At 58.3% G+C, this 26,691-nt stretch carries 25 protein-coding genes; 13 read left to right on the top strand and 12 right to left on the bottom strand.

Translation table 11 applies throughout. The annotated features are described in order from the left end of the window. Positions 1–89 precede the first annotated feature (89 nt). The 9 genes from B5G37_RS02010 (at position 90) to B5G37_RS01970 (ending at position 9,650) form a co-directional block, all read left to right on the top strand. Positions 90–1,076, top strand: coding sequence for an RluA family pseudouridine synthase (locus B5G37_RS02010; protein WP_087253254.1), 987 nt, complete (start codon positions 90–92; stop codon positions 1,074–1,076). A gap of 230 nt (positions 1,077–1,306) precedes the next feature. Continuing rightward, entirely contained in the window at positions 1,307–2,497 is a 1,191-nt protein-coding gene (locus tag B5G37_RS02005; protein ID WP_087253252.1) for an ABC transporter ATP-binding protein, read from the top strand. After that, entirely contained in the window at positions 2,487–3,341 is an 855-nt protein-coding gene (locus B5G37_RS02000; protein ID WP_087253251.1) for an ABC transporter permease, read from the top strand. Before B5G37_RS02005 ends, B5G37_RS02000 begins: the two co-directional genes overlap by 11 nt. Next, complete coding sequence (locus B5G37_RS01995; RefSeq protein ID WP_343229677.1) at positions 3,338–4,225, top strand: ABC transporter permease; 888 nt, start codon at positions 3,338–3,340, stop codon at positions 4,223–4,225. The genes B5G37_RS02000 and B5G37_RS01995 overlap by 4 nt, the downstream gene beginning before the upstream one ends. 59 nt (positions 4,226–4,284) lie before the next feature. Further along, positions 4,285–5,406 carry an ABC transporter substrate-binding protein gene (locus B5G37_RS01990; protein WP_087253249.1) on the top strand — a complete coding sequence of 374 codons (1,122 nt, stop codon included), beginning with the start codon at positions 4,285–4,287 and terminating at the stop codon, positions 5,404–5,406. Positions 5,407–5,511: 105 nt separating this feature from the next. Then, positions 5,512–5,904: a thioesterase family protein gene (locus B5G37_RS01985; protein WP_087253247.1), complete on the top strand. Its 393-nt coding sequence runs from the start codon at positions 5,512–5,514 to the stop codon at positions 5,902–5,904. A 128-nt stretch (positions 5,905–6,032) separates the two neighbouring features. After that, positions 6,033–6,293 carry a metal-sensing transcriptional repressor gene (locus tag B5G37_RS01980; protein ID WP_087229000.1) on the top strand — a complete coding sequence of 87 codons (261 nt, stop codon included), beginning with the start codon at positions 6,033–6,035 and terminating at the stop codon, positions 6,291–6,293. 13 nt (positions 6,294–6,306) lie between these two features. Next, positions 6,307–8,817 (top strand): heavy metal translocating P-type ATPase, encoded by a 2,511-nt coding sequence (locus B5G37_RS01975; protein WP_087253245.1) that lies wholly within the window; start codon positions 6,307–6,309, stop codon positions 8,815–8,817. A gap of 149 nt (positions 8,818–8,966) precedes the next feature. Beyond that, a complete protein-coding gene (locus B5G37_RS01970; protein WP_242962734.1) occupies positions 8,967–9,650 on the top strand; it encodes a VTT domain-containing protein in 684 nt (227 codons plus the stop codon). A 38-nt stretch (positions 9,651–9,688) separates the two neighbouring features. Here B5G37_RS01970 and B5G37_RS01965 read toward each other — a convergent pair whose 3' ends face one another. The 4 genes from B5G37_RS01965 to B5G37_RS01950 all read right to left on the bottom strand — a co-directional run bounded on the left by B5G37_RS01965 (position 9,689) and on the right by B5G37_RS01950 (position 13,917). Next, a complete protein-coding gene (locus tag B5G37_RS01965) occupies positions 9,689–10,945 on the bottom strand; it encodes a diaminopimelate decarboxylase (protein WP_087253243.1) in 1,257 nt (418 codons plus the stop codon). 112 nt (positions 10,946–11,057) lie between these two features. Next, a complete protein-coding gene (locus B5G37_RS01960) occupies positions 11,058–11,963 on the bottom strand; it encodes a zf-HC2 domain-containing protein (RefSeq protein WP_087253241.1) in 906 nt (301 codons plus the stop codon). Beyond that, the gene (locus tag B5G37_RS01955; RefSeq protein WP_087253239.1) at positions 11,960–12,457 is read right to left on the bottom strand and encodes a sigma-70 family RNA polymerase sigma factor; all 498 of its coding nucleotides are present in this window, start codon (positions 12,455–12,457) and stop codon (positions 11,960–11,962) included. Before B5G37_RS01955 ends, B5G37_RS01960 begins: the two co-directional genes overlap by 4 nt. Before the next feature lie 140 nt (positions 12,458–12,597). Further along, entirely contained in the window at positions 12,598–13,917 is a 1,320-nt protein-coding gene (locus B5G37_RS01950; RefSeq protein ID WP_087253374.1) for a uracil-xanthine permease family protein, read from the bottom strand. A gap of 324 nt (positions 13,918–14,241) precedes the next feature. Between B5G37_RS01950 and B5G37_RS01945 the strand changes: the two genes are divergently transcribed. Genes B5G37_RS01945 through B5G37_RS01935 form a run of 3 tightly spaced genes read left to right on the top strand, consistent with a single transcriptional unit; the run spans position 14,242 to position 16,050 of the window. After that, entirely contained in the window at positions 14,242–14,562 is a 321-nt protein-coding gene (locus B5G37_RS01945) for a PadR family transcriptional regulator (protein ID WP_087253238.1), read from the top strand. Beyond that, positions 14,555–15,157 carry a DUF1700 domain-containing protein gene (locus tag B5G37_RS01940; RefSeq protein WP_087253235.1) on the top strand — a complete coding sequence of 201 codons (603 nt, stop codon included), beginning with the start codon at positions 14,555–14,557 and terminating at the stop codon, positions 15,155–15,157. The genes B5G37_RS01945 and B5G37_RS01940 overlap by 8 nt, the downstream gene beginning before the upstream one ends. Then, on the top strand, positions 15,154–16,050 hold the full coding sequence (locus tag B5G37_RS01935) for a DUF4097 family beta strand repeat-containing protein (RefSeq protein ID WP_087253233.1): 897 nt from the start codon (positions 15,154–15,156) through the stop codon (positions 16,048–16,050). The genes B5G37_RS01940 and B5G37_RS01935 overlap by 4 nt, the downstream gene beginning before the upstream one ends. 39 nt (positions 16,051–16,089) lie before the next feature. On the opposite strand, the gene B5G37_RS01930 is transcribed toward B5G37_RS01935, so the two are convergent. The 4 genes from B5G37_RS01930 to B5G37_RS01915 form a co-directional block, all read right to left on the bottom strand. Continuing rightward, positions 16,090–18,309, bottom strand: coding sequence for an ATP-dependent RecD-like DNA helicase (locus B5G37_RS01930; RefSeq protein WP_087253232.1), 2,220 nt, complete (start codon positions 18,307–18,309; stop codon positions 16,090–16,092). A gap of 20 nt (positions 18,310–18,329) precedes the next feature. Then, the gene (gene cysS, locus B5G37_RS01925; protein ID WP_087253230.1) at positions 18,330–19,778 is read right to left on the bottom strand and encodes a cysteine--tRNA ligase; all 1,449 of its coding nucleotides are present in this window, start codon (positions 19,776–19,778) and stop codon (positions 18,330–18,332) included. Between the two features lie 3 nt (positions 19,779–19,781). Further along, positions 19,782–20,447, bottom strand: a complete 666-nt coding sequence (cysE, locus tag B5G37_RS01920; RefSeq protein ID WP_087253372.1) for a serine O-acetyltransferase — start codon at positions 20,445–20,447, stop codon at positions 19,782–19,784. A gap of 275 nt (positions 20,448–20,722) precedes the next feature. Continuing rightward, positions 20,723–21,418: a hypothetical protein gene (locus tag B5G37_RS01915; RefSeq protein WP_143482853.1), complete on the bottom strand. Its 696-nt coding sequence runs from the start codon at positions 21,416–21,418 to the stop codon at positions 20,723–20,725. Between the two features lie 110 nt (positions 21,419–21,528). Between B5G37_RS01915 and B5G37_RS01910 the strand changes: the two genes are divergently transcribed. Then, the gene (locus B5G37_RS01910; protein ID WP_087253227.1) at positions 21,529–22,371 is read left to right on the top strand and encodes a DegV family protein; all 843 of its coding nucleotides are present in this window, start codon (positions 21,529–21,531) and stop codon (positions 22,369–22,371) included. Positions 22,372–22,413: 42 nt separating this feature from the next. Here B5G37_RS01910 and B5G37_RS01905 read toward each other — a convergent pair whose 3' ends face one another. The 4 genes from B5G37_RS01905 to ftsE form a co-directional block, all read right to left on the bottom strand. Then, positions 22,414–23,553 (bottom strand): S41 family peptidase, encoded by a 1,140-nt coding sequence (locus B5G37_RS01905; RefSeq protein ID WP_087253225.1) that lies wholly within the window; start codon positions 23,551–23,553, stop codon positions 22,414–22,416. A 122-nt stretch (positions 23,554–23,675) separates the two neighbouring features. Continuing rightward, entirely contained in the window at positions 23,676–24,950 is a 1,275-nt protein-coding gene (locus tag B5G37_RS15850; RefSeq protein ID WP_087253223.1) for a M23 family metallopeptidase, read from the bottom strand. Between the two features lie 14 nt (positions 24,951–24,964). Next, positions 24,965–25,855 carry a permease-like cell division protein FtsX gene (gene ftsX, locus B5G37_RS01895; protein ID WP_087253221.1) on the bottom strand — a complete coding sequence of 297 codons (891 nt, stop codon included), beginning with the start codon at positions 25,853–25,855 and terminating at the stop codon, positions 24,965–24,967. Then, the gene (ftsE, locus tag B5G37_RS01890; protein WP_087253219.1) at positions 25,852–26,532 is read right to left on the bottom strand and encodes a cell division ATP-binding protein FtsE; all 681 of its coding nucleotides are present in this window, start codon (positions 26,530–26,532) and stop codon (positions 25,852–25,854) included. The genes ftsX and ftsE overlap by 4 nt, the downstream gene beginning before the upstream one ends. Positions 26,533–26,691: the final 159 nt, after the last annotated feature.

The raw sequence follows: 26,691 nt of genomic DNA, 5'->3' as shown, positions 1-26,691 counted from the left end.
GGTTTCTGCAATTTTTTCGCTCTTTTTTTTCACAAGAAATCATGGTACACTGGAGGCAATCATTTTGAAGCATCCAGGAGTGATTGTGGTTGAAGGAATTTACCATAGGAAAGAACGACGCCGGACAACGGCTGGACCGCTGGCTGGCAAAAACCGTCCCCCTGCTCCCCGCTCCCCTGGCCCAGAAATACATCCGTCTCAAGCGGGTAAAGGTCAATGGCAAGGGTTCCAAGCGGGATGTGCGCTTGGCAGTGGGAGATACGCTACAATTATACATCAACGACGAATTTTTTCAAACCCCCAATCGAGAAAACGCCTTCCTCTCGGTGTTCAAGCCGCAGCTGGACATTGTCTACGAGGACGAGCACATTCTCCTTTTAAATAAGCGCCCGGGTATGGTGGTGCATCCGGATGAACAGGAGCGGGTGAACACCCTGCTCACCCACATCCAGGCCTACCTCTATCAAAAGAAGGAGTGGTCCCCCTACTGGGAGAACTCCTTTGCCCCCGCCCTGTGCAACCGCATTGACCGCAACACCGGGGGTATCGTCATTGCCGCCAAGACTGCCGAGGCCCTGCGCATTATGAACCAGAAGATCAAGGACCGAGAGCTGACCAAGCTGTACCTGTGTGTCATCCGGGGAGAAATGCGCCCCCGTCAAGGGGAGTTGAAGGGCTTTATCCTCAAAGATGAGAACAAGGCCCAGGTGAAAGTCTTTGACCGCCCGGTGCCCGGAGGTAAGACCGCCCTTACCTTATATAATACATTGGCCTGCGAAGGAGGGCTGTCCCTGGTGGAGTGCGACCTCATCACCGGGCGCACCCACCAGATCCGCGCCCAGTTTGCCGCCGCCGGTCATCCCCTTCTGGGGGACGGCAAGTATGGCCGGGAGCGGGACAACCGCCAATTTGGCCGCAGCTACCAGGCTCTGTACTCCTATAAATTGCGCTTTGAATTTACCACCGACGCCGGGTGTCTGGCCCACTTAAACGGCATGGAGTGGACGGTCACCGACATTGATTTTGTCCCCCAGTATTTCCCCAAGTTTGCCGCCCAGTGGCACCCCCAGAATTGAGCCATATTTTTTCACTCAGGCCGCCCATTGGGCGGCCTTTTCCCTTTCCCTGAGCCTGTCAAAAATTTTTCAAAAAAATGATTGACATTTCCCCATCGACATAATATAGTTTTACTCGCTATCCGTGAAACCCCGGGCCTTTTTGGGCTGTCCGCTGGAGGGCACTAGCCGGGACAAAAATCGAGGGAGCTGACATTTTAGAAAACAACCATAGAAATGAGGGAGGACAAATGTCCAAGGAATTGATCCGCCTGAAAGACTGCGTCATGGCCTACGACGATGGCGTGGTGCTGGACCACATCAATCTGTATATCAATGATAAAGAGTTCCTCACGCTGCTGGGTCCCAGTGGGTGCGGCAAGACAACCACGCTTCGAATCATCGGCGGGTTTCTTTCGCCTACCTCTGGGGACGTTTTATTTGACGACGTGAGGATTAATCATGTCCCGCCCCACAAGCGGGAGGTGAACACCGTATTCCAGAAATACGCCCTGTTCCCCCACCTGAATGTGTATGAAAATGTGGCTTTTGGCCTTCGTTTGGGCAAAACCGTCACCAATGTGGTGAACGGCAAGTCCACCGCCAAGAAGGTGAAGATCCCCGAGCAGGAGATCCATGAGCGCGTGATGGAAATGCTGGAGATCGTCAACCTCAAGGGCTTTGAAAAGCGGTCTATCTCCGCTCTGTCCGGTGGTCAGCAGCAGCGTGTGGCCATTGCCCGCGCCCTGGTCAACCGGCCCAAGGTGCTGCTGTTGGACGAGCCTTTGGGCGCTTTGGACATGCGCCTGCGCAAGGACATGCAGAACGAACTCAAGCGCATCCAGCAGGAAATGGGCATCACCTTTATCTACGTCACCCACGACCAGGAAGAAGCCCTGGCCATGAGTGACACCGTGGTGGTCATGGACGGCGGCCGCATCCAGCAGATCGGCACTCCTGAGGACATTTACAACGAGCCCAAAAACGCCTTCGTGGCCGACTTCATCGGCGAGTCCAACATCATTGACGGCATCATGCGTGCCGACGAGGTGGTGGAGATTTTCAACCGGAAGTTCCCCTGCCTGGACAAGGGTTTTGCCAAGGACGAGCCAGTGGACGTGGTTATTCGCCCCGAGGACGTGGACATCGTGGCGGAAAATCAGGGCCAGCTCAAAGGCACCGTCACTTCCGTCACCTTCAAGGGCGTGCACTATGACACCATCGTGGATTTCTATGGTTTTAAGTGGCTGATTCAGACCACGGAGTTCCACGCCGTGGGTACCGTCATCGGTATCCACCTGGACCCCGACGCCATCCACGTGATGAAAAAGAGCGAGTACTCCGGCATGTTCGGTGACTACTCCTCCTACTCCGAGGAATACGAAGAAATCGGCGATGCGGACTATGAGCCCGAGGAGGAGGAGAACGGGCATGAAGAATAAGCGTTCCCTCCTGGCCATCCCCTATGTGGGCTGGATGGCCCTGTTTGTGGTGGCCCCCATCATCATGGTGGTGATTTACGCCTTTACCACCGCTGATTTCTCCGTCACTGGGGAAAACTTCACCCGCATGAGTACCTTTACGGTGATTTTCACCCGTTCCTTCAAGTTGGCCATCATTGCCACCTTGGTATGCCTGCTCATTGGCTATCCTCTGTCCTACGCCATGGCCAAAGAGGGAAAGGGCTTCCAGCGGGTGGCTATGCTTCTCATCATGCTGCCCATGTGGGTCAACTTCCTGCTGCGCACCTACTCCATGATGTCCATCATGGAGAACAATGGCCTTATCAACCAATTTTTTGCCGCCATAGGCCTGTTTGATCTCATCAATCACGTCTTTGGCACCAACATTCAATACTTCAAGATGATCGGCACCCAGGGGGCCGTGGTGGTGGGTATGGTGTACAACTACCTGCCCTTCATGGTGCTGCCCATCTATTCCACCCTCATCAAAATGGACAACACCCTGTTGGAGGCCGCCCAGGACTTGGGCGCCGACACCGCTACCGTGTTCCGCAAGGTGATCCTGCCTCTGTCTCTGCCCGGTATTCTCTCCGGCGTGACCATGGTGTTTGTCCCCTCCGTGTCCACCTTTGCCATTTCCCGCCTGTTGGGCGGCGGCATTCAGATGCTGCTGGGCGACCTCATCGAGCAGCAATTCCTGGGGGGAGCCTACAACCCCCACCTGGGTTCTGCCATTGCTCTGGTGATGATGGTCATTGTGGTGGCCTGTATGTGGGTCATGAATCGCTTCGGTGAGGGCGAAGAACAGGCGGTGATGTTATGAGCATGAATAAGAAAAACCGCCTGGGCAACCGGATCTTCATCGGTCTGATTTTCTTCTTCCTCTATGCCCCCATTTTGCTGCTCATTTTCTACTCCTTCAATGCCGCTGACTCCAGCGTCATCTGGAAGGGCTTCTCCCTGCGCTGGTACGCCAAGCTGTTCCAAAACCAGCTGATTATCAAGAGCGTGTACAACACTCTGTTGGTGTCCGCCTTGGCCACCATCATTGCCACCATTGTGGGTACGCTCAGCGCCATTGGCCTGTACTCCATGCGCCGGAAGTTCCGGGAGCCTCTGCTCACCATCAACAACATTCCCATGATGAACGCCGACATCGTCACCGGTGTGGCCATGTGTCTGTTCTTTGTGGCGGTGCTGGGTGGTTGGAACTACTTTGCTTCCAACTACCGCTTCCTGGTGAACTTCTTTGGCTCCACCTACCGCATCACCTTCCCCCAGCTCTCTCTGGGCTTTGGCACCCTGCTCATCGCCCACATTACCTTCGACATTCCCTACGTGATCCTCTCCGTGGCTCCCAAACTGCGGCAGATGGATAAAAATCTGGTGGATGCCGCTCAGGACTTGGGCTGCACCTGGAGACAGGCCTTCTTCAAGGTCATCCTGCCGGAAATCATGCCCGGTATTGTCTCCGGCGCCCTCATCGCCTTTACCATGAGTGTGGATGACTTCGTCATCTCCTACTTCACCGCTGGCTCCGCCACCTCCACCCTGGCCATGCAGATCTACTCCATGACCAAGAAGGGTGTCACCCCCGAGATCAACGCCGTATCCACCATCCTCTTTGTGGTGGTGCTGGCCCTGCTGATCATCGTCAACGTCCGGGAAGCCCGGGCGGAAAAAGCCGCTGCCAAGCGGGTCTATTGAGGCGCTCACTGCCCCCAAAGGGCATGGGTAAATATATTTTTGTTTGGAGGAATGATCAATTGAAAAAACTCACTGCTTTGACCCTGGCCTGCACTCTGGCAGCCAGCCTGTCCCTCACCGCCTGCTCGGTGGAGCGCGTAGACGACAGCGGCAACTCCGGTAACAACACCTCGACCGACGGCAATCGGGTGCTCAATGTGTGCAACTGGGGCGAGTATATCGACGAGAGCCTGATTACCAAATTCGAGGAGCAGACCGGCATCAAGGTCAACTACCAGACCGCCGAGAGCAACGAGTCTTTGTACTCCCTGCTGAAAACCGGCGGCGCCAACTACGATGTCATCTGCCCCTCCGACTATATGATCTCCCAGCTCATTGAGGAGGACATGCTCCAGCCCCTGAACTACGACAACATCCCCAACTACGAGAAGATTGGCGACGAGTTCAAGGGTCTGGCCTTTGACCCCGAGAACAAGTACACCGTACCCTACACCTGGGGTACCCTGGGCATCATCTACAACAAGACCATGGTGGACGGCGAGATCACCAGCTGGTCCTCCCTGTACGACGATGCCAACAAGGGTAACGTCCTGCTCATCAACAACTCCCGGGACGCCTTCGGCAATGCCCTCATTTACCTGGGCTACTCCGTGAATACCACCAACGAGACCGAGATCCGCGAGGCTTACGAGCTCATCGCCGACGCTGCCAAGCGTGGCATCTTCCAGGGCAAGGTCATGGACGAGGTGTTCAACAAGATGGAGCAGGGCAACGCTGCCATCGCCACCTACTACGCTGGTGACTACCTGACCATGTATGAAAACAACCCCGATCTGGCTTATGTGCTCCCCGAGGAGGGCGCCAACTGGTTTGTGGATGCCTGGTGCATTCTGAAGAACGCCCAGCATACCTCTGAGGCCGAAGAGTGGATCAACTTCCTGGCTTCCACCGACTCCTCTCTGGCCAACATGGACTACATCTGGTACGCCTCTCCCAACACCGAGGCTCTGGAGAAATACCCCGAGTACTACAAGGAGACCTACGGCGAGGAGCTGGACATGGAGCTGTACAACATCATGGCTCCCTCCACCGACGTGCTCAAGAAGTGCGAGAACTACGTGGTGCTCCCCGAGGAGACCCGCACTCTGTACAACGATCTGTGGATTCAGCTTGGCCTTTAATTTGACCTGATTGGAGCGGCGCCGAAAGGCGCCGCTCATTTTTCTTGCCAAGAGGGCAAAAATCGAGTACACTGGGTCCAGACACTACACAAGGAGGAATCCCTCATGTCCATTGAAATCGGCTTGAAAGGCCGCGCCGAAACCATTGTCACCACCGAGAACACCGCCACGGCCATCGGCTCTGGTTTGGTACCCGTGTTTGCCACTCCCCATATGGTGGCCCTGATGGAAAACGCCGCCTATACCTCCCTGACACCCCACTTGAATGAGGGCGAGGGCTCTGTGGGCACCCACCTGGATGTGGCTCACTCCGCTGCCACCCCTGTGGGCATGAAGGTATGGGCCGAGAGCGTGGTCACCTGTGTGGAAGGCCGAAAAGTGACCTTCCAGGTCCGCGCCTTTGACGAGCGCGGGGAGATCGGTTCCGGCTCCCATGAGCGTTTTATCATCAACGGGGAGAAATTCCTGGCTAAGGCCCAGAGCAAGCTGGAGGGCTAACCTTCCACGGTGTCGCAAAAGGAGTACCTTTTGCGACACCGTTTTTTTCTTGACTTTCTCCTACTTTTGTGCTAGGATAACCCTACCCCCCAGGGGGGTATTATTCAAAGTGTAAGGAGGAATGTGTCATGATGGCCGATGCCAAAACCGTGACTCGCCTGTTGAAAACCGCCCGTGGACAACTGGACGGAATTTTGACCATGATTGAAGAGGACCGCTACTGCATGGATATCTCCCAGCAGCTTTTAGCCGTGGACGCCCTGGTGCGCCGGGCCAACAAAGAGGTGCTCACCGCCCACTTAAAGCACTGCGTGGAGCAGGCAGACACCCCCCAGGAGCGCGCTCAGAAGGTGGACGAGCTGGTGGCCGCCCTGGGCAAGCTACTCTAAAGGAGGCCTTGCCATGAAACAGCGCTTTTCCGTTACCGGCATGACCTGCGCCGCCTGTTCTGCCCATGTGGAAAAGGCGGTGAAGGGGTTGGAAGGGGTCCTGGACGTGCAGGTAAACCTGCTGGGCAACTCCATGTCGGTGACCTATGCAGAGCCCCTCACCGCCCAGCAAATTTGTGAGGCAGTGGCCAAGGCTGGATACGGGGCCACGGTGATGGGCGAGAAATCCGCTCCCACACCCGCTCCCGCCTCGGATGCCCAGAAGTCCATGAAGGTGCGTTTCCTCTCCTCCCTGGTCTTTCTGCTCCCCCTGTTCTATCTGTCCATGGGGCACATGATGGGCTGGCCCATCCCCCACTTTTTCCACGGCACGCATAATGCCATGGTATATGCCCTCACCCTGTTTTTGCTCACCCTGCCCTCTCTCATCATCAATCGGACCTATTTCATCAACGGCTTCCGCTCCCTGTGGCATCGCAGCCCCAATATGGATTCCCTCATTGCCGTGGGCTCCTCCGCCGCTGTCCTCTACGGCATCGCCGCCCTGTACGCCATCGGCTGGGGGCTGGGCCACGGAGACACCGCCCTGGTGGAGCGGTACGCCATGGATCTGTACTTTGAGTCGGCGGCTATGATCGTCACCCTCATTACCCTGGGCAAGTTCCTGGAGGCCCGCTCCAAGGGCAAGACCGGCCAGGCCATTGCCCGGCTCATGGATCTGAGCCCCAAGACCGCCACGGTGCTGCGGGACGGCCAAGAGGTGACCATCCCCACTCAGGAGGTACAGGTGGGAGACCTGTTTCTCATTCGCCCCGGCTCTGCCCTTCCGGTGGACGGCGTGGTGGTGTCTGGGGTGTCCAGCGTGGACGAATCCCCCCTCACCGGCGAGTCCATTCCTGTGGACAAGGGGGAGGGAGACCGGGTCATGTCCGGCTGTCTCAACGGGGCCGGTATGCTCACCGTCCGAGCCACCCAGGTGGGCCAGGACACCACCCTGTCCCAGATGATCGCCCTGGTAGAGGAGGCCGCCTCCTCCAAAGCCCCCATCTCCCGGCTGGCAGATCGGGTGGCTGGTATCTTCGTCCCCGTGGTCATGGGTATTGCCCTGGTGACCGCCGTGGCATGGCTGGTCACCGGCCACACCGTGGCCCAGGCCCTCACCTCTGCCGTGGCGGTGCTGGTGATTTCCTGCCCTTGCGCTCTGGGGCTTGCCACCCCCGTGGCCATTATGGTAGGCACCGGCGTGGGCGCCCAAAACGGCATTCTTATCAAGTCTGCCCAGGCCCTGGAGCAGCTGGGCAAGGTGACCTGCATGGTGCTGGATAAGACGGGTACCATCACCCAGGGCAAGCCTCAGGTCACCGGCGTATACCCGGTGGGCCAGCTGTCAGAGAATCAGCTGCTCACCATTGCCGCCAGCCTGGAGCACCCCTCCCAACACCCCCTGGGTCAGGCCATTGTGGCTCACGCACAGGCCCAAAATCTGCCCCTTCAAGAGGTGGCAGACTTCCAGGCCGTCCACGGTAAGGGGGTTACCGGAACCCTCCAGAGTCTCCCCTTCCTGGCGGGCAACGGGGCCATGATGGCAGAGGCGGGGGTGGACCTGTCCCCTGTGGCCCAGCGCACCAATGAGCTGACCGGAAAGGGCCACACCCCCCTGTACTTCGCCCAGGGTACCACCCTGGTGGGTGTCATCGGAGTGGCGGACACCGTAAAACCCACCAGCGCCCAGGCGGTGTCTGAATTGCGTAAGCTGGGGCTGGAGGTGGTGATGCTCACCGGCGACCACCCCGCCACCGCCCAGGCCATTGCCCAGGAGGTGGGGGTCTCTCAGGTCATCGCCCAGGTGCTCCCCACCCAGAAAGAGGGCCACATTTCACAACTCCAAGCCCAGGGACACCAAGTGGCCATGGTGGGCGACGGCATCAACGATGCCCCCGCTCTGGCCCGGGCCGAGGTGGGCATTGCCATTGGGGCAGGCTCGGACATTGCCCTGGACTCCGCCGACCTGGTACTGATGAAGAGCGACTTGCTGGACGCGGTCACCGCCGTGCGCCTGTCCCGAGCCACCCTGCACAACATCAAGGAAAACCTGTTCTGGGCCTTTTGCTACAACGCCATCTGTATTCCCGTGGCTGCAGGGGTGTTCTTCCCCCTGTTCCACCTCCAGCTCTCCCCCATGCTGGCCTCAGCTGCCATGAGTTTGAGCTCGGTGTGCGTGGTCACCAACGCCCTGCGGCTGCGCCGCTTTCGCCCCACCCAATCGAATACCCCAGCGGTATGTAACAACACCTGCTGTACATTGAAAGGAGAAGAACCTACTATGACTCAAACCATCCACATCCAGGGCATGATGTGCCCCCACTGCGTGAGCCACGTCACCCAGGCCCTCAACGCCATCCCCGGTGTCTCCGCCCAGGTGGATCTGGCCAGCGGCACCGCCACCGTCACCGGCGACGTGTCTGCCGACACTCTGAAAGCCGCCGTGGAGGGGGCCGGATACCAGGTCACCGCCATCGACTAATCTCACACGGCAAAGAAGAGCCGCCCCTGCAGGGGCGGCTCTTCTCACATCTTAACCATTTCTTGATAAAATCCTAACGGTTTGTCGTCTTTTTATTTTCGACGCCATCTGCTACAATATTCCTATCTTCTCCCAGGAGGTAGAATGTTGTGAACCCACGTTTGAAACAGGCCCTGTTGTGGCTTTTTACCCTGGCCTTGCTGGGCGGCTCGGTGTACGCCCTGTATGCCACCGGCTTTTTCCAGACTCTCCACTCCAAGGAGGCCATGGAGGCCTATATTGCCAGCTACTCCCCCTGGTCCCACCTAATGTACTTTGCCATTCAGCTCATTTCTGTCATCGTCGCCCCCATCCCCAGCAACATTACCGCCCTGGTGGGGGCTGTGATGTTTGGGTTCTGGCCCGCCTTTCTCCTCACCTGGGGCGCGGTGGTGCTGGGCTCGGTGGTTGTCTTTCTCTTGGCCCGGATGCTGGGCCAAAAATTCGTCCACCAGTTTGTGGGTGAAAAGGTGTCGGACAAGTATCTGGACCTTATAGAGCGTAAGCGGGATGTGTTCCTGTTTCTGGCCTTCCTCTTCCCCTTCTTCCCCGACGACCTGCTGTGCATCCTGGCGGGGCTCACCGATTTGAGTTGGAAGCGCTTCCTCTTCCTCTGCCTGGTGGCCCGGCCCTGGGGCCTGCTGGTGGCCTGCGCCGTGGGCGGCTCCACCCTGTCTGTGCCCCCTTGGGGTATGGCCCTCATGGGACTGGTGGGGCTGGCGATATTCCTGGTGGCCATGCGGTATGGAGACCAGGTGGAGCAAGCCATCCTGCGCCGCTTGAAAAAAGACTAAAAGAATCCCGCTGGGTTTTGTCCCAGCGGGATTTTCTCTTACCATACCAAAGTTGCGAAGTAGTCGTCGGGGGTCTCCGCCCGGCGCATCAGCTCCACCGAGCCGTCGGGGCGGAGCAGCAGTTCTGCCGAGCGCAGCTTGCCGTTGTACTGGTACCCCATGGCGAAGCCGTGGGCGCCGGTGTCGTGGATGACCAGGATATCTCCCCTGTCGATCTGGGGCAGAGCACGGTCAATGGCAAACTTATCGCTGTTTTCACACAGGGAGCCCACCACGTCGTAGACGTGGTCACAGGGAGCATCTTCCTTGCCCAGCACCGTGATGTGGTGATAGGCCCCGTAGATGGCGGGACGCATCAGGTTGGCCGCGCAGGCGTCCACCCCGATGTACTCCTTGTAGATGTGCTTTTCATGCACCGCAGTGGTCACCAGGTGGCCATAGGGAGCCAGCATGAAGCGGCCCAGCTCGGTGCACAGGGAGATGTCTCCCATACCAGCAGGCACCAGAATCTCCTCGTAGGCTTTCCGTACCCCCTCGCCGATGACGGCGATGTCGTTGGCGGGCTGCTCGGGGCGGTAGGGCACGCCCACGCCGCCGGATAGGTTGAGGAAGGTGATGTGGCAACCGGTGTCCCGCTGCAGCTCCACCGCCAGCTCAAAGAGCACCCGGGCCAGGGCGGGATAGTAGTCGTTGGACAGGGTGTTGGAGGCCAGGAAGGCGTGGATGCCGAAGTTCTTGGCCCCTAACTCCTTCAAGCGAGTAAACGCCTGCTTCATCTGCTCCTTGGTCATGCCATACTTGGCATCCCCCGGCTTGTCCATGACCTGGAAGCCCTCTTTGCTCTCCCCCAGGGTGAAGGTGCCGCCGGGATTGTAGCGGCAGGAGATGGTCTCGGGGACACCGCCCAGGGTGTCATAAAGGAAGTCCACGTGGGTCAGATCGTCCAGGTTGATGATGGCCCCCAACTTATGGGCATAGCGGAACTCCTCGGCAGGGGTCTCGTTGGAGGAGAACATAATCTCATGGCCGGTAAAGCCGCACCGCTCGGCCATCATCAGTTCGGTAAGGGATGAGCAGTCCACGCCACACCCTTGTGCGTGGAGCAGCTTCAGAATGCCGGGGGTGGGGGTGGCCTTGACGGCGAAATATTCCTTGAAGCCGGGATTCCAGGAGAAGGCCTGGTACAGCTTCTGGGCATTGGCTTCAATCCCCGCCTGATCGTAGATGTGGAACGGGGTGGGATAGGTCTCACGGATTTCCTTGGCCTGGGCCAGGGTGAGGAACGGCTTCTTCATGGTGTTTCTCTCCTTTGGTGCGGCGCACGCTCCCCTTTGAACGAGACCGCAGATTTCTCTGCGCTTTATCATACTAAAATATCAGAGTTTTGTCAACCACGATCTCCTGGCTCTAGGTGGCCGTGTGCCACTCTCTCCACAGGCGGTACACACCTTCCACCAGCAACGCCCCGCAGTACAGCAGCGTTCCAATGGCCACAATCAGGATGAAGTCCCGGGTCGCTGTATAAGAGAGGGTGGCAGGCCCCATGACAATCAGGTGCCCCGCCACATAGCACACCGGCAGCAGCAACCCCCGCACCACCCATCGGCGGGCCCGGGGCTGTTTCCACACCACCAGCAGCACCACCAGCAACACCAGAAATACCCCGACGGCCAGTATCAGATAATATCCCAACACCAGTCTGGGCAGGGTCACAGTGCCCCCATCCGTTCCCTCACCGTAGATGAGGACATCCTCCTGACCATTGTTCTGGACGTAGTAAATGGATAGCTGGGAGGTGTCCATATCGGAGATCACACAGAACTGTGCCTCCCGCTGGACCTCTTGCCCTTCCCATGGATACGCCCACGCCTGAATGCGGTATACCACCTCGCCCTGCTCTCCGGGCGTGGCAAACACCTCGATATGTGGCACCCTTGGGTCGAAGATAACGGAAATGCTGCCGTCATCCAGCTCTGTCACCTCCAGTAGATCCTGGGTATAGGGGATATACTGGTGGGTAGAGCAGATGGCAAAGGTGGAGAGCAAAACCACCGCCATCAAAACCCCCGCCAACAAGGCCGTCTGCACCCGTTTGGCCACCAGTTTCCGTTTCATCCGCCGCAGAGGCGCGTCGTTGTATGCTTCAGCAGTAGTCATTTCCAGAACTGCGGGCTCTTTGAGCTTCTCATACTCTTTTTGACAACCAGGACACCCCGCCAGATGTTCTTTGACAAAGGCCCCGGTCTCCTCCCGGACCATACCCTCCACATACAGGGGGAGCAGGTCACGGACTACGCTGCAATCCTGTTTCATGATGTGGTATCCTCCAATCTGTTTTGAATCATGGCTTTTGCCCGATGATAGGTGACACAGGCCCAGTTCTCCGACTTGCCGAAGATCTGTCCAATTTCCTTGAAGGTCAATTCCGCAAAGACCCGCCACAAAAACACCTCTTTGTAGGGCTCCGGCACCTGGTGGAGCACGCTCCGGATGCGCATGGCCTGGTCCTTCCGCTCCCAGCGCTCTTCCAGAGATTCCTCCTGAGTGGACAACTTGGCCCATGCCGCATCATCCATGCCCCGGGTGCGGCTATTCTTTTTCTGATAAGAGTAATAGCTGTTTTTAGCGATCTGACACAGCCACACCCGCACCTCACAGTCGCCCCGGAAGCGTTTCAGCCCATCCATGGCCTTGAAAAAGGTCTCACTGGTGATCTCCTCGGCCACGTGCTCATCCTGGGACAGACGCATGATGTAGCGGTATACATCCTGAAAATACCTGCGGTAAATTTCCTCAAACTCTGTCACACCATCACCTCCTTCCAACCATAAGACTGGGGAACCCGAAAAATCTTACAGCCTCTTTGAAAAATTTTTTCTCCAGCAAAATAGGCGGTGTCCGGCCTGCTTGGCCGGACACCGCCCGAACTGTTTGGAGATGCGTTTGCTTAGTAACGGCCAAAGTCGCCGGCGCGGCCCTCGGTGACGTCGGCACCGAAGGTGTAATCCTTGCCGGGGAGAATGGCGTTGAGGGCAATGCCCGCAATGGCGGCCACAGCCAGGTTGGTGAGGGTGATGTGGATCTCGCCGATGGCAAAGGAGATGCCACCGGTGAAGCCCAGGCCGCACACCAGAATGACAGCGGCAATGATGAGGTTGCGGGAGTTGGTGAAATCCACCCGGTTCTCCACCACGTTACGCACGCCAATGGCGGAGATCATACCGTAAAGGATGAAGGACACGCCGCCGATGATGGCGGTGGGGATGGAGTTGACCACAGCGGCAAAGGCGGGGCTGAAGGACAGTACCACAGCGTAGATGGCAGCCAGACGCACCACACGAGGATCGTGGACCCGGGACAGCACCAGCACGCCGGTGTTCTCACCATAGGTGGTGTTGGCGGGGCCGCCAAACAGGCCGGACAGAGAGGTGGCAATACCGTCACCAATAAGGGTGCGGTGCAGGCCGGGGTCGGATAGGAAGTTCTTGCCCACAGTGGCGGAGATGGCGGACATATCGCCGATGTGCTCCATCATGGCGGCAATGGCGATGGGGGCCATGACGAAGATGGAGGTCAAGTCAAACTTGGCGATGACAAAGGGCTGGATGCCCACCAGCTGGGAGCCCACCACGCCGGAATAGTCGATGAGGGGCACCACGTTGCCAGCGGCGTCCACCGCGGTGGCGCCAAAGGCGTTGGCAATCACAGCCACCACATAGGAGCCCACCACACCCAGCAGGATGGGGATGATCTTAATCATGCCCTTGCCCCAGATGTTGGCCACCACAATGATGGCCATGGCCACAATGGCCAGCCACCAGCAGGTGGAGGCGTTGGACACGGCGGAGGGGGCCAGGTTCAGGCCGATGAGGATGATGATGGGGCCGGTGACCACGGGGGGCAGGAAGCGCATCACCTTCTGCACACCCACCAGCTTGATGATGCCAGCCAGGATTACGTACAGCAGGCCAGCCACCACAATGCCACCCAAGGCATACTGGAGCTTCTCAGCAGCGGCCATGTCGGCATACTTGCCGGCGGACAGCTCACTGACAGCCTGGAAACCGCCAAGGAAGGCGAAGGAGGAGCCCAGGAAGGCAGGCACCTTCAGCTTGGTGCACAGGTGGAAGAACAGGGTGCCGATACCGGCAAAAAACAGGGTGGTCTGGATGGACAGAGGCAGACCGTAGGAATTGCTCACCAGCATGGGCACCAGCACAGTGGCGCCGAACATGGCGAACATGTGCTGCAAGCCCAGAATGAGCATCTTGGGCCAGCCCAAAGTGCGGGCGTCCTGAATGGGCGCTTGATGGTTGTTCACGTCGTTCTCTCCTTTTCTCTTTGAATACACAGAAAAAAAGACAATCACCCAACCCAGGTAATTGTCTCATATGGAAAAGAAACGAAAGGGGCCAAATGAGAAAATTTCATCATCTGTGCCAGCATATTCGTTCCCTCCCTTCTGTCTCGACTTCATATCATAGCAGATTGCAGGGAAAATGACAAGCTTCAATAATTCCCAATTTTCATGGCTTTTCTCTTGACAGTATATACTATGTGTGGCATAGTATTGTGTGAAGGGAGGTATTCCATGGATATTCAGTTGAAACGTGGGTTGCTGGACGTGTGTGTTCTGGCGGCCATTAAAAATGAAGATTCCTATGGCTATCAGATCATCAAAGACATGAAGCCCTATGTGGAGATCTCCGAGTCCACCCTGTACCCTATCCTTCGCCGCCTGGAAAGTTCCCAACTGCTCACCGTGCGCACGGCGGAACACAACGGCAGATTGCGCAAGTACTACCACATCACCCCCGCAGGGCTTCAGCGCATCGAAGATTTTAAGGCCGAGTGGGAGGAAATTGTATCCATCTATCACTTTATAGCAAGAGAGGGAGAGGAGCATGAATAAAAAGGAATTTCTGGCCGCCCTTCACGCGGGTTTAGCTGGGTTGCCCGAGGCAGATGTACAGCATTGGCTGGACTTTTACTCTGAAATCATCGAAGACCGGATGGAAGAGGGGATGACAGAGTTTGAGGCCGTGGCGGATGTGGGCTCTGTGCATGACATCGTGGCCCAAATTCTCTCCGAAACACCGCTGCCCAAGTTGGTCCATGCCAAAGTTAAGCCCAAGCGTCCACTGAAAGCATGGGAAATCGTGCTGTTGGTGCTGGGGTCTCCGGTGTGGGTTCCCCTTTTGTTTGCCGGAGTACTGGTGGTGTTGGCCTGTTATGCCGCACTCTGGACGGTCATCGTATCCCTGTATGCCTTGGACCTCTCCCTGGCGCTCTGCGGCGTGGCGTTGATCTTGGCCGCTTTCTTCCAACTCAACGCCCAACCAGTACTGCCTCAGCTGTTTTTTGTGGGCACGGGGCTGGTATGTGGAGGACTCTCTGTTTTCCTGTTCTTCGCCTCGGGTAAAATCGCTGCCTGGATTCTGCGTCTGAGCAAACAGGCTGTGTTGGCGGTGAAGTTTCGCGTGGTAAAAAAGGAGGCTACTCTATGAAACGTGGCACAAAAATGATCTTGCAAGGGGCTCTGATCGTCACGGTCTTTGGCTTGATTCTCTCTCTGGGGGCGTTGGCTGCTGCCCGATTTGACATTTCACACCTCATACCATTCGCCTCTCAAACCGTGAACCCCCCAACCCTTACCCCTTCTGTGGATTTTCAGGAATTCAACGTCCTGGGCCAAATGGTGGAAGAGCCTTTTTCCAACATCACTGTGGATGCCCAGACGTGCAACGTCAATCTGGTTCCATCTTCCGACGGCACCTGTCAAGTGGAGTACCCAACCGACGACCAGCTGGAGTGCTCCGTCTCTGTGCAACAGGACACCTTGCACGTTGTGTTTCGTGACCACCGCTCTTGGGACAGCGATGTGAGCTTCTCTCTGGTGCCCATGGATATCACCCTTTATCTCCCCCAATCACAGTATGAGCAGTTGAAACTGGATTCCGTCAGTGGCGACATTACCGTGCCCGAGAATTTTTCCTTTTCCAAGGCCCAGGTGGGCACAACCAGCGGAAAGCTGCAATTTTATGCCGGCGTTTCCGGCGATCTGGCCCTGGAGACCGTCAGCGGCGATCTGGAAGTAACCCATGTGGAACCCAAATCCTTGTCCCTAACCAGCACCAGCGGCTCTATGGACGCTTCCCATGTGGCCGTTATGGAAACCTGGGACATTGACAGTGTCAGCGGCGAGGTCACACTCACCGACTGCGACGCACAGGCTCTGGTCATCCGCACCATCAGTGGCGACGTGAAAGCCTCCCTGCGCACCGATAAAACGTTCTCCACCCAAACCGTCAGCGGGGATGTGGACGTCCCTTCCGGTGCCTCTGGCAGCTCCTGCAAAGTCTCCACCGTCAGCGGAGACATCACCTGTACCATCCAATGACACAAACAAGGCCCCACGGCATTTGCCGTGGGGCCTAAATCATGCTTCTGTTCCCTGGATGAGGCGGGTGCGCAGGGCGGAATACCGCCGGGTCTGGCGGTCATTGTTCACCATCTTCTCCAGAAGTTCCGGGCTGCCCACCAGAATAAACAGCTCCTTGGCACGAGTAATGGCCGTGTACAGCACGCCACGGGCCAGCAAGGTAGACGGCACGTCCTGGAGGGCCAGAATCACTGCCCGGTATTCGCTGCCCTGAGACTTATGTACCGTGACCGCATAGGCGGGTTCCAGCTCCCCCAGCAGCTCGGGGGGATAGGCCACCAGGCGGCCATCAAAGGAGACGGTGACGCCCCCGGCGTCCACCTGCAAAATCTCGCCGATGTCCCCGTTGAACACCCCCAGGTCCTTCTCCCCCGTCTCCGGGTTCTCCCAGAATAGGTCGTAGTTGTTCTTCACCTGCATCACCCGGTCCCCCTCCCGGAAGATGTAGGGACCGAAGGCCCGTTCCCCTTTCCCGTCCTGGGCGGGGTTTAGGGCCTGCTGCAAAGCCCGGTTGAGGGCGGCAGTGCCCGCCTCCCGGCGGCGGGTGGGGGAGAGCACCTGAATCTGGCTGGGTGGGATGCCCATGTTCTGGGGCAGCCGCCGCTGGCACAGTTCCACAATGGTGTCCACCGTGCGCACCGGGTCGGTGCGCTTCATGCAGAAGAAGTCCCGGCTGCGGTTGGTGAGATCCGGCATGACCCCCTGGTTCACCCCATGGGCGTTCATGACAATGGCGCTCTCCTGGGCCTGGCGGAAAATCTCGGTGAGAGACACTCCCGGCACCACATGGCTGCGCAGCAGGTGGTCCAGCACATTGCCCGGGCCCACGGAAGGCAGCTGATCCGGGTCCCCCACCAGCACCAGGCGGCAGTCCCCCCGCAGAGCGGCCAAAAGCGCCGCCATCAGGGACATATCCACCATGGAGGTCTCGTCCACGATCACCGCGTCCACTCCCAAGGGGTCGTCCTGGTTCTTGGTAAAGGCCAGCTGGCCGGTATAGGGGTCCATTTTGGTCTCCAGCAGCCGGTGGATGGTGTAGGCCTCCTGGCCGCAGGTCTCACTCATGCGCTTGGCGGCTCGCCCGGTGGGGGCAGCCAGGGCAGTCTCCAGCCCCAGGTGGTCAAACAGGGCCAGCACCCCCCGCAGGGAGGTGGTCTTTCCGGTTCCCGGGCCGCCGGTGAGCAGCATCACCTGGCGGCTTGCCGCCAGTTCCACCGCGTCCCGCTGCTGCTGGGCGTAGGTGATGCCTTGGCGGCGCTGGATATCCTCCAGCAGCTGGTCCAGGTTGTGGGGGGGAGCCAGCTCCATGGTACACATCTCGCTCAGGCGCATAGCCACATAGCACTCCGCCCCGTACAGCCCCGCCAGATAACAGGCGGTAACCCCGGCGATGCCCTCCCGCACCACCTCGCCCCGCTGGATGAGGGCCTCCAGGCCTGTCTCCAGGCACTCCCCCTCCACCCCGATGAGGGCGGCGGTGGCGTCCAGCAGCTTATTCTGAGGCAGAAACACATGGCCGTTGTCGGCGTTGTGCTCCAGCTCAAAGAGGAGGGCGGTTTCCACCCGCTGGGGGTCGTCCCCCGCCACTCCCAGCTCAATGGCCAGGGCATCCACCTTGGAAAAGGGAATGTCCAGGCCGCGGTCGGCCAGCAGGTAGGGGTTATTTTGCACCATCTCCACCGCCAGGTCTCCAAACCGCTGGTAGAGGGGCATGGCGGCAGCCAGGGGCAGCTGGTGCTGGGTGAGAAACTCCGCCAGGTTGCGCATCCCCATCTGGGCCCGGAAGCCCTCACTGATGGTGCGGGCTCGCTTCAGGCTCACCCCTCGGATTTGGGCCAGCTCCTCCGGGGCGTGTTCGATGATCTCCAGGGCCTGAGCCCCGAACTTATCCACGATCTGGCGGGCCAGCCCCATGCGGATGCCCTTCACGGCGCCCGAGGCCAGGTATTCATAGATGGCCTTCTCCCCCACCGGCATACGTCGGTAGATGGCCTCCGCCTTGAACTGCTCCCCGTAGCTGGCGTGGCGGCTCCAGCTGCCCTCCAGCTCCAAAGTCTCCCCGGGGGCCACCCCGGGCATACAGCCCACGGCGGTCACCTCGCCCCGGTCGGGGCTGTCCAGGCGCAACACCGTGTAGCCGTTTTCCTCGTTGCGAAAGAGGATGGCGGTGACGGTCCCCTCCAGGTGGTTGTGTGATTCTTGTTGGGTCTGGCTCACGCCCCGCCCCTCCTCTTACTTCAAATTCGCTTCCAGCTGGCCCCGTTGGGCATGTCGGTAACCTCAATGCCCTGGGCTTTCAACTCGTCCCGGATGCGGTCGGCCTCGGCGAAGTTCTTGGCCTTCTTGGCCTCCGCCCGGGCCTTCACCAGCTCGTCAATGGCGGGGTCGCCCTCGCCCTGGATGGTGAACTCCCCAGCGGCAGCCTGCTTGGCCTGGGCCTGCTGAGCCTTCCGCAGCTCATTGGCCTTGTCCAGCAGAGACAGGGAGAGCACCTGGTCAAAGTCGGCCAAAATGGCCAGACGGGTGGCATCGTTGGTCTTGGCCTTCAACGCGTCATACAGGCAGGTGACGGCCATGGAGGTGTTCAGGTCGTTGCCCACCTGGGTTTTAAACTTGGTGCGGTACTCCTCCACCACAGCCTGGTCCACCTGGCCGTCCTCGGGCTTGAGGGCGGCAATCTTCTTCACCAGCTTCTGATAGGCGGTGGCGGCGTTGTCCAGGTTCTCCCAGGAGAACACCAGGCCCTTGCGGTAGTGGCTTTGCAGGCAGAAGAAACGGTAAGCCAGGGGATCATAGCCCTTCTCCTCCAGCAGGGAGACGGTGAGGAACTCGCCCTTGCTCTTGGACATCTTGCCGGAGTTGGTGTTCAGGTGGGCCACATGGAACCACTGCTTGCACCAGGGGTGGCCAAAGTAGGCCTCAGACTGGGCAATTTCGTTGGTGTGGTGGGGGAAGGCGTTGTCCACGCCGCCGCAGTGCAGGTCCAGGTACTCGCCGTTGTACTTGGCGGAGATACCGGAGCACTCGATGTGCCAGCCGGGATAGCCCACACCCCAGGGGGAGTCCCACTTCAGGGCTTGGTCCTCAAACTTGGACTTGGTAAACCACAGCACGAAGTCGTTTTTGTTGCGCTTGTTGGTGTCCTCCTCCACGCCCTCGCGCACGCCCACGGCCAGGTCCTCCTCGTCGTGATCGTGGAACACATGGTAGTGGTCCAGCTTGGAGGTGTCAAAGTACACATTGCCGCCGGCAAAGTAGGCATAGCCCTTTTCCATCAGGGTCTCCACCATGTGGATGAACTCGTCAATGAGTCCGGTGGCGGGCTGCACCACGTCGGGGGTCTTGATGTTCAGCTTGCGGCAGTCGTCAAAGAAGGCATCGGTATAGAACTGGGCGATCTCCATGACGGTCTTGTGCTCCCGCTTGGCACCCTTGAGCATCTTATCCTCGCCGGTGTCCGCATCGGAGGCCAGGTGCCCCACGTCGGTGATGTTCATCACCCGGTTCACGTCATACCCTTCCCAGCGCAGGTACTTCTCCAGTACGTCCTCCATGATGTAGGAGCGCAGGTTGCCGATGTGGGCGAAGTGGTACACGGTGGGGCCGCAGGTGTACATCTCTACCCGGCCGGGGGTATGGGTCTGAAATTCGTCCTTCTTGCGGGTGGCGGAATTGTATAGATACATGGTTTAACTCTCCTTTTGTTTCATTTGATTCAGTTCGCGTTCCAGCATCTCCACTCGGGACGCCAGCACGCCCAATTTCTCCAGCGTGGGGTTGTTGACACTGGTCTGGTCTACGGTGTCGGTGTAGTTGACCTTTTGACCACGGACCCGCACCACCTGGGCGGGCACGCCCACAGCGGTGGCGTGGTCGGGGATCTCCGTGAGCACCACCGCGTTGGCGGCAATGCGGGAGCCGTCTCCCACTCGGAAGGGGCCCAGCACCTTGGCGCCACAGGAAATCATCACGTTGTTGCCGATGGTGGGGTGGCGCTTGCCGCAGTCCTTGCCGGTACCACCCAGGGTGACCCCGTGGTAAATGAGGCAGTCATCCCCCACCTCAGCGGTCTCGCCAATGACAATGCCCATGCCGTGGTCAATGACCAGACGGCGGCCCAGCTTGGCCCCGGGGTGGATTTCAATGCCCGTCCAGAATCGGCTCCACTGGGACACAAAGCGAGCCAAAAACTTCAAATGGTGTACATAGAGAAAATGAGCCAGGCGATGATAGAGCACGGCGTGCACGCCGGGATAGAGCAAAAAGATCTCCAGTCGGCTTCTGGCCGCCGGGTCTCTGGCCTGATACGCCCGTAAAGTTTCTCCCAATCGGGTCAAGGGTACTCCTCCTCTCATCAGTTTGGGAAGCAAAATCGCCTCTCATACCCCAAAGGTATGAGAGGCGATGTACTCGCGGTTCCACTCTCGTTTGTCACTCACAGGCCGTAACGTGGCCCAGCCGGAGGGCACCCATGTCCCCCTCGCTCCCGCTTGCACTTCACACAAGTTTCCTCCCAGCCCTGCTTTCAGCCGGTGACAGGGCCTCTCTGATGGATTTCACATGTGCTACTTCATAGCGTTCTCAGCGATATTTACTTACCCCAGTATATTACCACGCCCCCTTGGGGGTGTCAAGGGCCACCGTCCTCCGCCACCACCAGTTGGTCCCGGGTCACCATCCCCCGCTCCCACAGCACCGCCAGCAGCTGCTGCTCCACGTCTTGGGGCAGCTCCAGCCCCGGACAGGCCAGGCGCAGTCCGTCCAGGCCTCCCCCCTGGTACACCTCCAGGCACTGGCCCCAACGGGGACCCTGGGGCGCGAAAGCCACCGTCACATCTGCCCCAGCCGCCATGGGACAGACCGGCAGGCCAAACTGGCCGTGGAGCCACCGGGCATAGTCCTCTCCCTGTCCCGGCACCTGGATGAGCAGGCCCTTGACCCGGGGGCACAGCCGCTGGGCCGTGCGCTGCAAGGCCACGGTAAGCCTTGGCCCCACCAGGGCCACCCGCCCCTGCTCTGGGGTGCGTCCCACCCTCTCCAAAGCCGCCATAGCCAGCCCATCCGCCATGCCCTGATACAGCCCCTCCAGCCAGATAGGGGCAAAGCCCGCCTCCCGGGCGCTCCACGGGCAGTTGTCCGGCCAAATCACCTGCCGCACCCCTGCCTGAGCCAGTGCCCGCACCGCCTTTTTCAGCCGACGGACCTTGCGCCACTCCCCCATGTTTGGGGGCGCACACACCCAAACTGTGAGCAGGGGCAGGGCATCGTAATAGGCCAATTCCTGGCTCCCTCTCCCCTTCTCCTCCCGCCAAATCAGTCGTCCCACCGGTCCCAAGCTCCCACCTGCTTCCAAAAACCAGCATTGATTTTCGCCCCGATCAATGATAAAATATTTGGGCATTCTAAAACGATACTTATGAGGACGGAGGACGCTCTATGTCTATTAAAATCACCTCCGACAGCACCTGTGATCTGCCTCAGGCCCTGTTGGAGAAATATCAGATTTCGGTCATTCCCCTCTACATCAACCTGGACGGCCAAGTACGCCGGGACGGGGTGGATATCGTCCCCGGTGATATTTTCGACCATGTGGCTGCCGGTGGCAGTCTGCCCACCACCGCTGCCATCAACATTGCCGATTACACCGAGGTGTTTTCCGCTCTGTCTGCTCAGTACGAGGCAGTGATCCACATCAACATCAGTCAGGACTTCTCCTCCTGCCACCAAAACGCCGTCATTGCCGCTGGTGAATTTGACAACGTGTTTGTGGTGGACTCCCGCAACCTCTCCTGCGGACACGGCTTTGTGGTGCTGGAGGCCGCTTTGGCCGCAGCCCGTGGAGAGCCGGTGGCAGACATCTTGACCTATCTGGAGAACCTCACCAGCCGGGTGGACACCACCTTCGTGGTGGATAAACTGGACTACCTGGCCAAGGGTGGCCGTTGCTCCGCCGTGGTAGCTCTGGGCGCCAACCTGCTGAAACTCAAGCCCTGCATCCAGGTCTCCGACGGCAAAATGGGTGTGGCCAAAAAGTACCGGGGCAACTGGGACAAGGTGCTGCTGGACTACGTGAAAGAGCGGGTGGCAGACCGCAACGACATCAGCCGTGACCGGGTGTTCCTGGTGCATACCCGCTGTGACCAGAGCGTGGTGGAGTCCGTTCGGGCCGCCCTGGTGGGCTACGGCTTCCAGGATATCTATGAGGCCACCGCAGGCTGCACCATCTCCAGCCACTGCGGCCCCAACACCCTGGGCATCATCTTCCTGCGCAACGCATAACTGCAAACAAAATGGCCACCGGCTTATGCCGGTGGCCATTTTTTATTTCTGGAGCAGATCCAGCGCCGCTTGTAGCTGGTTGTCGGTGCCGTCCGCGGTGTCCAGGGCTAACTCCACATCGGGGGTGATACCCTCCCCGATGAGGGAGTGACCGCTGCCAGTGCAATAGGCCGCCACAGACAGCCCTAAGCCGCCCCCGTTGGCCAGAGGGAAGGTAATCTGGGAATATCCCTTGCCCGAGGTCACCTCGCCCACAATGGGCACCTGAGCACTCTCCCGCAGCTGGGCGGCAAAAAGCTCGGCGGCGGAATAGCTGTCGGCGTTGACCAGCACCACCATGGGCAGGTCCACACAGGAGGCGTCCGACTCATGCACCGTCTCCACCCCCCACCGAGGCCGCTCCACGAAAATGGGGCCTTCTGGGAGGAGATAGTCCAGCATATCAATGAGCTCCGCCACGTAGCCGCCGGGGTTGCTGCGCACATCCAGCACCAAACTGGTGGCCCCTTGCTCCCTCAGGCTCTCCACCTGCTGTTTCAGGCTGTCCGCTGAGCCGGAGTAGAAGTTGTTCAGGCGTACATAGCCCACGCCCCCTTCCAGCAGCTTGCTGCTGGCCGACTCGCTTTTCAAGGTCTGGCGTGTACAGGTCACCGTGCGGGAACTTCCGTCCTCCCCCAACAGGGTCAGCTCCACCTGGGTGCCCTCCTCTCCCGCAATCAGGTTGGTGGCCTCATAGCGGGCATCCCCGGCCACAGAGGTGCCATTCACATGGGTGATGACGTCGCCGGCCACCACGCCCGCCTGCTGGGCTGGGCCGTTCTCCGTCACTCCCTGGACCAGAAGGCCATCCTCCCGGTCATAGGTGACGGTGACGCCGATGCCTACGTAGTTGTTGGCCCGGCTCTCCAAGGTGGACTGATAGCTCTCCGGGTCCAGATAGTAGGACCACCGGTCTCCCAGCCCTTCCACCAACCCGTCCAGGGCCTTGTCCACCGCCTGGTTCAAATCGGCGTCCGTCTCCACAAAGGCAAACTTGGCCAGAAAATACCCCTGCATCAGGGCGACGCCGCTACGTCCCAGCAGCAACAGTGCACCTGTCACCGTCACCACCAGGGTCAACACCACGGCTAGGACGATTTTCGCCCATCCCGGCAGTCGTTTCCGTGTTCGTTGTTCCTCCATGCGATTACCTCCTTGGGTCTATGCTTATGCAGGCATTCTTCCCCGCATTTCAAGATATAAAGATATGGGGTGCAGATTTCTCTGCACCCCATATCGAAATCGTCTGAATACTCTGCGAAGACTCAGATTCCGCTAAAGCTCAAATTGGGATAGAGGTCCAATGCATTGGCCAAACTGCCGTTAATGGTCAACTCAAAGTGCAAGTGGTTGCCGGTGGAATCACCGGTGGAACCCACATAACCGATTACCTGTCCAGCACTCACCACATCGCCCACGCTGACGTTGGGCAGACTTTGCATGTGCGCATACAGGGTAGCGTATCCATTGCCGTGGTAGATCACGCAATAGTTTCCGTAAGACGGTCCGTGCTTGGCTGTGGTCACCACACCAGAGCTGGCAGCCTGAATGGGTGTTCCGCCAGGAGCAGGCACGTCTGCACCTCTGTGGGTCTCCCAAACACCACTGATGGGGTTATACCGACCGCCATACACGGAAGAGATGTAATAGTATCCAGGCAGGGGCCAATACCAAGTGCCGGTGGGGTCCACCACGGAGCCACCGCCGCCCGTGCTGCCACCACCATTGCCACCGCCATTGCTGGGGGGAGGAGAAGGCTTCTGGGCTTCCTCCAGCTGCTGCTGATACTTTTCCTCTGCGTCTTTCAGATCTGCCTGGATGTCCTCCAGATCGGCGGCCAAATCAGCCACTTTACTGTCATAGTCCTTCTCATCGGCCACCAGCTGCTGATAGTACTTGTCCGCCTCAGACTTCTGGCTGGTCAGGTCTGCCTTGGCGCTCTCCATCTGAGCCTGGGTAGCTGCCTGATCGTCACGGGCGGTCTGGAGCTCATCCCGAGCCTGGGCCAAATCGGCCTGGGTCTGCTCCAGCTGAGTGATGATGCGGTCATTGTAGTTCATGATGTCGGTAACCAACATCAGGGTGTCCAGCAACTCGGAGAAGCTGGAGGCCTGGAACAGCACGGAGATCACGGAAGTACCGCCGTTCTCCTCCATCCAGCGGGTCTGAGTGTAAAACTCCTCATACTGGCTGGCTTCCTGCTCCTCCAGTTTGGAGATCTCCGCTTTCTTGTCTGCAATTTGCTGATCATAGTTGTCCAGCAGCTTCTGGCTTTCGTAAATCTGCTGCTCGGTAAGGAGAATCTGCTCCTGCAACAGCCCCACCTTCTCCTCGGTGGCCTCCTTGTCGTTGCGGATTTCCTCCAGCTGAGTTTCCAACGACTCCTTCTGACTCTTTACATCGCTCAGATTATCTTTGATATCCTGGATATCACTGGCAGTCACTGCCCCAGCCAGGGTGCTCATGGCAGGCATCAGCACAGACAGAAGCATGACTACAGCCAGCAGCAGTACACAAATTCTGATTCCTGTTTTTTTCATCACGATTCTCCTTTTTACACACGCAGGAACCGGCGAATGGCAAAGCCGGAACCACACATACCGATGAAGGCACCAGCCAAAGCGAAGATGCCCAACACCCAATACCAAATGGACTGGAATGTCACAGGAATGACGATGGTGGAGGCACTGCTGGACATCACAGCTTCGTAGATGCCCGCGTAAATGCCCCACTGGAGGAAGAAGGCCAGCACTGCGCCAAACAACCCCAAAATAATTCCCTCAATAACGAAGGGCCAACGGATGAATCCATCGCTGGCGCCACACATCTTCATGATAGCGATTTCTTCCCGGCGGGCAAAGGCGGCCAGACGCACGGTGTTGGCAATGATGAACAGAGAGATCGCCGCCAAAATGGCAATGAGTACGCCCGCCACTGCCGTGGCCACATTCCGAATGGTGATGAAGGCGTCGGTGAGATCTTGCTCGGCGCTGTAATTGACCACGCCCTCCAGCTGAGTCACCTGCTCCACCGTCTTGGAAAACAGCTCCAGGTCGTAGACATGAATCACCAGACGATCCCGGAACACTTCATCGGGCATGTTGGCGTACAGCTCACCGGTCTGTCCGGCCAGATACTCCTCCTTGGCCTGCTCCCGGGTGACAAACTCCACCGAAGCCACATTGTCCAGGTTTTTTACCTTGGTTTCCAAGGCGGCCACCTGCTCGTCGGTGTAGTTCTCGTCGATGTATGCGTAAAAGACGTTCTCATCTTCCAGCTGTCCCATCATCTTGTCAGCGTTGGTGGCCAGCAAGGCAAAGGAGCCCATAATAAGCAAGCACGCCACAATCATACATACAGCGGCAAAGGACATCAGTCCATGGGAGAAAATGCTGTGAAATCCCTCACTGACAAAGTAACCTATGTTCAAACGCCGTCTCTTCATAGTTTGTAGTAGCCTCCCTGTTCGTCGCTGATGAGTTCTCCGTTTTGGATGGCCACCACACGCTTGGAAAAATGATTGACCAGATCACGCTCGTGGGTAACCACCAGCATGGTGGTGCCCATGGCGTTGATGCGCTCCAGCAGGGTCATGATCTCCAGGGAACGCTGGGGGTCCAGGTTACCCGTGGGCTCGTCGGCAATAATCATCTGGGGATTGTTCACCAGGGCCCGGGCAATGGCCACACGCTGCTGCTCACCACCACTCATCTCGGTGGGGCGTACATTGGCCTTGTCACTCAAGCCCACCAGGTCCAGCACATAGGGAATGCGCTTTTTCATCTCCCGGTTGGTAGCGCCAATGATACGCATGGCAAACTCCAGGTTTCCCCACACCGTCTTTTTATCAATGAGACGGAAGTCCTGGAAGATGACACCCAAGGTACGGCGCATCTGGGGAATCTGACGCCGCTTGATGTTATTCAAATTGTAACCATTCACCATCACTCGACCTTGTGTAGCAAATTCCTCCGCCGTTAAAAGCTTGATGATGGTGGACTTACCAGATCCAGAAGGGCCAACCAAAAAGGCAAATTCTCCGTCTTCTATCTTCAAATTCAGACCTTTTATGGCCTTTGTTCCGTTGTTGTATTCCTTACAAACGTCCACAAAGCGTATCATGGAATTGTCCTTTCCGTAGTAACTATTTGTAACCATTTGTTACACATATCGTCTTTCATTATATACTGCCCTTTGACCTGTGTCAACATTTTATGACCATATCCGTAAATAAGAAGGGCCAGTTGCTAAATAGAATTTTAAAAAATCAGGTCAAAGAAA

It is taken from the genome of Pseudoflavonifractor sp. An85, assembly GCF_002161235.1.
GTDB lineage: Bacteria > Bacillota > Clostridia > Oscillospirales > Oscillospiraceae > Enterenecus.
The sequence above is the reverse complement of the archived record's forward strand: the minus strand, read 5'-3'. Positions and strand labels throughout refer to the sequence as shown.

Coding starts and splice junctions, on each gene's coding strand:
- B5G37_RS01995 (WP_343229677.1), top strand. CDS start 3,338: ATGAGCATGAATAAGAAAAACCGCCTGGGCAACCGGATCTTCATCGGT.
- B5G37_RS02000 (WP_087253251.1), top strand. CDS start 2,487: ATGAAGAATAAGCGTTCCCTCCTGGCCATCCCCTATGTGGGCTGGATG.
- B5G37_RS15850 (WP_087253223.1), bottom strand. CDS start 24,950: ATGAAAAAAACAGGAATCAGAATTTGTGTACTGCTGCTGGCTGTAGTC.
- B5G37_RS01910 (WP_087253227.1), top strand. CDS start 21,529: ATGTCTATTAAAATCACCTCCGACAGCACCTGTGATCTGCCTCAGGCC.
- B5G37_RS01985 (WP_087253247.1), top strand. CDS start 5,512: ATGTCCATTGAAATCGGCTTGAAAGGCCGCGCCGAAACCATTGTCACC.
- B5G37_RS01905 (WP_087253225.1), bottom strand. CDS start 23,553: ATGGAGGAACAACGAACACGGAAACGACTGCCGGGATGGGCGAAAATC.
- cysS (WP_087253230.1), bottom strand. CDS start 19,778: ATGTATCTATACAATTCCGCCACCCGCAAGAAGGACGAATTTCAGACC.
- B5G37_RS01950 (WP_087253374.1), bottom strand. CDS start 13,917: ATGCTCATTCTGGGCTTGCAGCACATGTTCGCCATGTTCGGCGCCACT.
- B5G37_RS01940 (WP_087253235.1), top strand. CDS start 14,555: ATGAATAAAAAGGAATTTCTGGCCGCCCTTCACGCGGGTTTAGCTGGG.
- B5G37_RS01960 (WP_087253241.1), bottom strand. CDS start 11,963: ATGAAACAGGATTGCAGCGTAGTCCGTGACCTGCTCCCCCTGTATGTG.
- ftsX (WP_087253221.1), bottom strand. CDS start 25,855: ATGAAGAGACGGCGTTTGAACATAGGTTACTTTGTCAGTGAGGGATTT.
- B5G37_RS01945 (WP_087253238.1), top strand. CDS start 14,242: ATGGATATTCAGTTGAAACGTGGGTTGCTGGACGTGTGTGTTCTGGCG.
- B5G37_RS01975 (WP_087253245.1), top strand. CDS start 6,307: ATGAAACAGCGCTTTTCCGTTACCGGCATGACCTGCGCCGCCTGTTCT.
- B5G37_RS02005 (WP_087253252.1), top strand. CDS start 1,307: ATGTCCAAGGAATTGATCCGCCTGAAAGACTGCGTCATGGCCTACGAC.
- B5G37_RS01935 (WP_087253233.1), top strand. CDS start 15,154: ATGAAACGTGGCACAAAAATGATCTTGCAAGGGGCTCTGATCGTCACG.
- ftsE (WP_087253219.1), bottom strand. CDS start 26,532: ATGATACGCTTTGTGGACGTTTGTAAGGAATACAACAACGGAACAAAG.
- B5G37_RS01980 (WP_087229000.1), top strand. CDS start 6,033: ATGATGGCCGATGCCAAAACCGTGACTCGCCTGTTGAAAACCGCCCGT.
- cysE (WP_087253372.1), bottom strand. CDS start 20,447: ATGAGAGGAGGAGTACCCTTGACCCGATTGGGAGAAACTTTACGGGCG.
- B5G37_RS01965 (WP_087253243.1), bottom strand. CDS start 10,945: ATGAAGAAGCCGTTCCTCACCCTGGCCCAGGCCAAGGAAATCCGTGAG.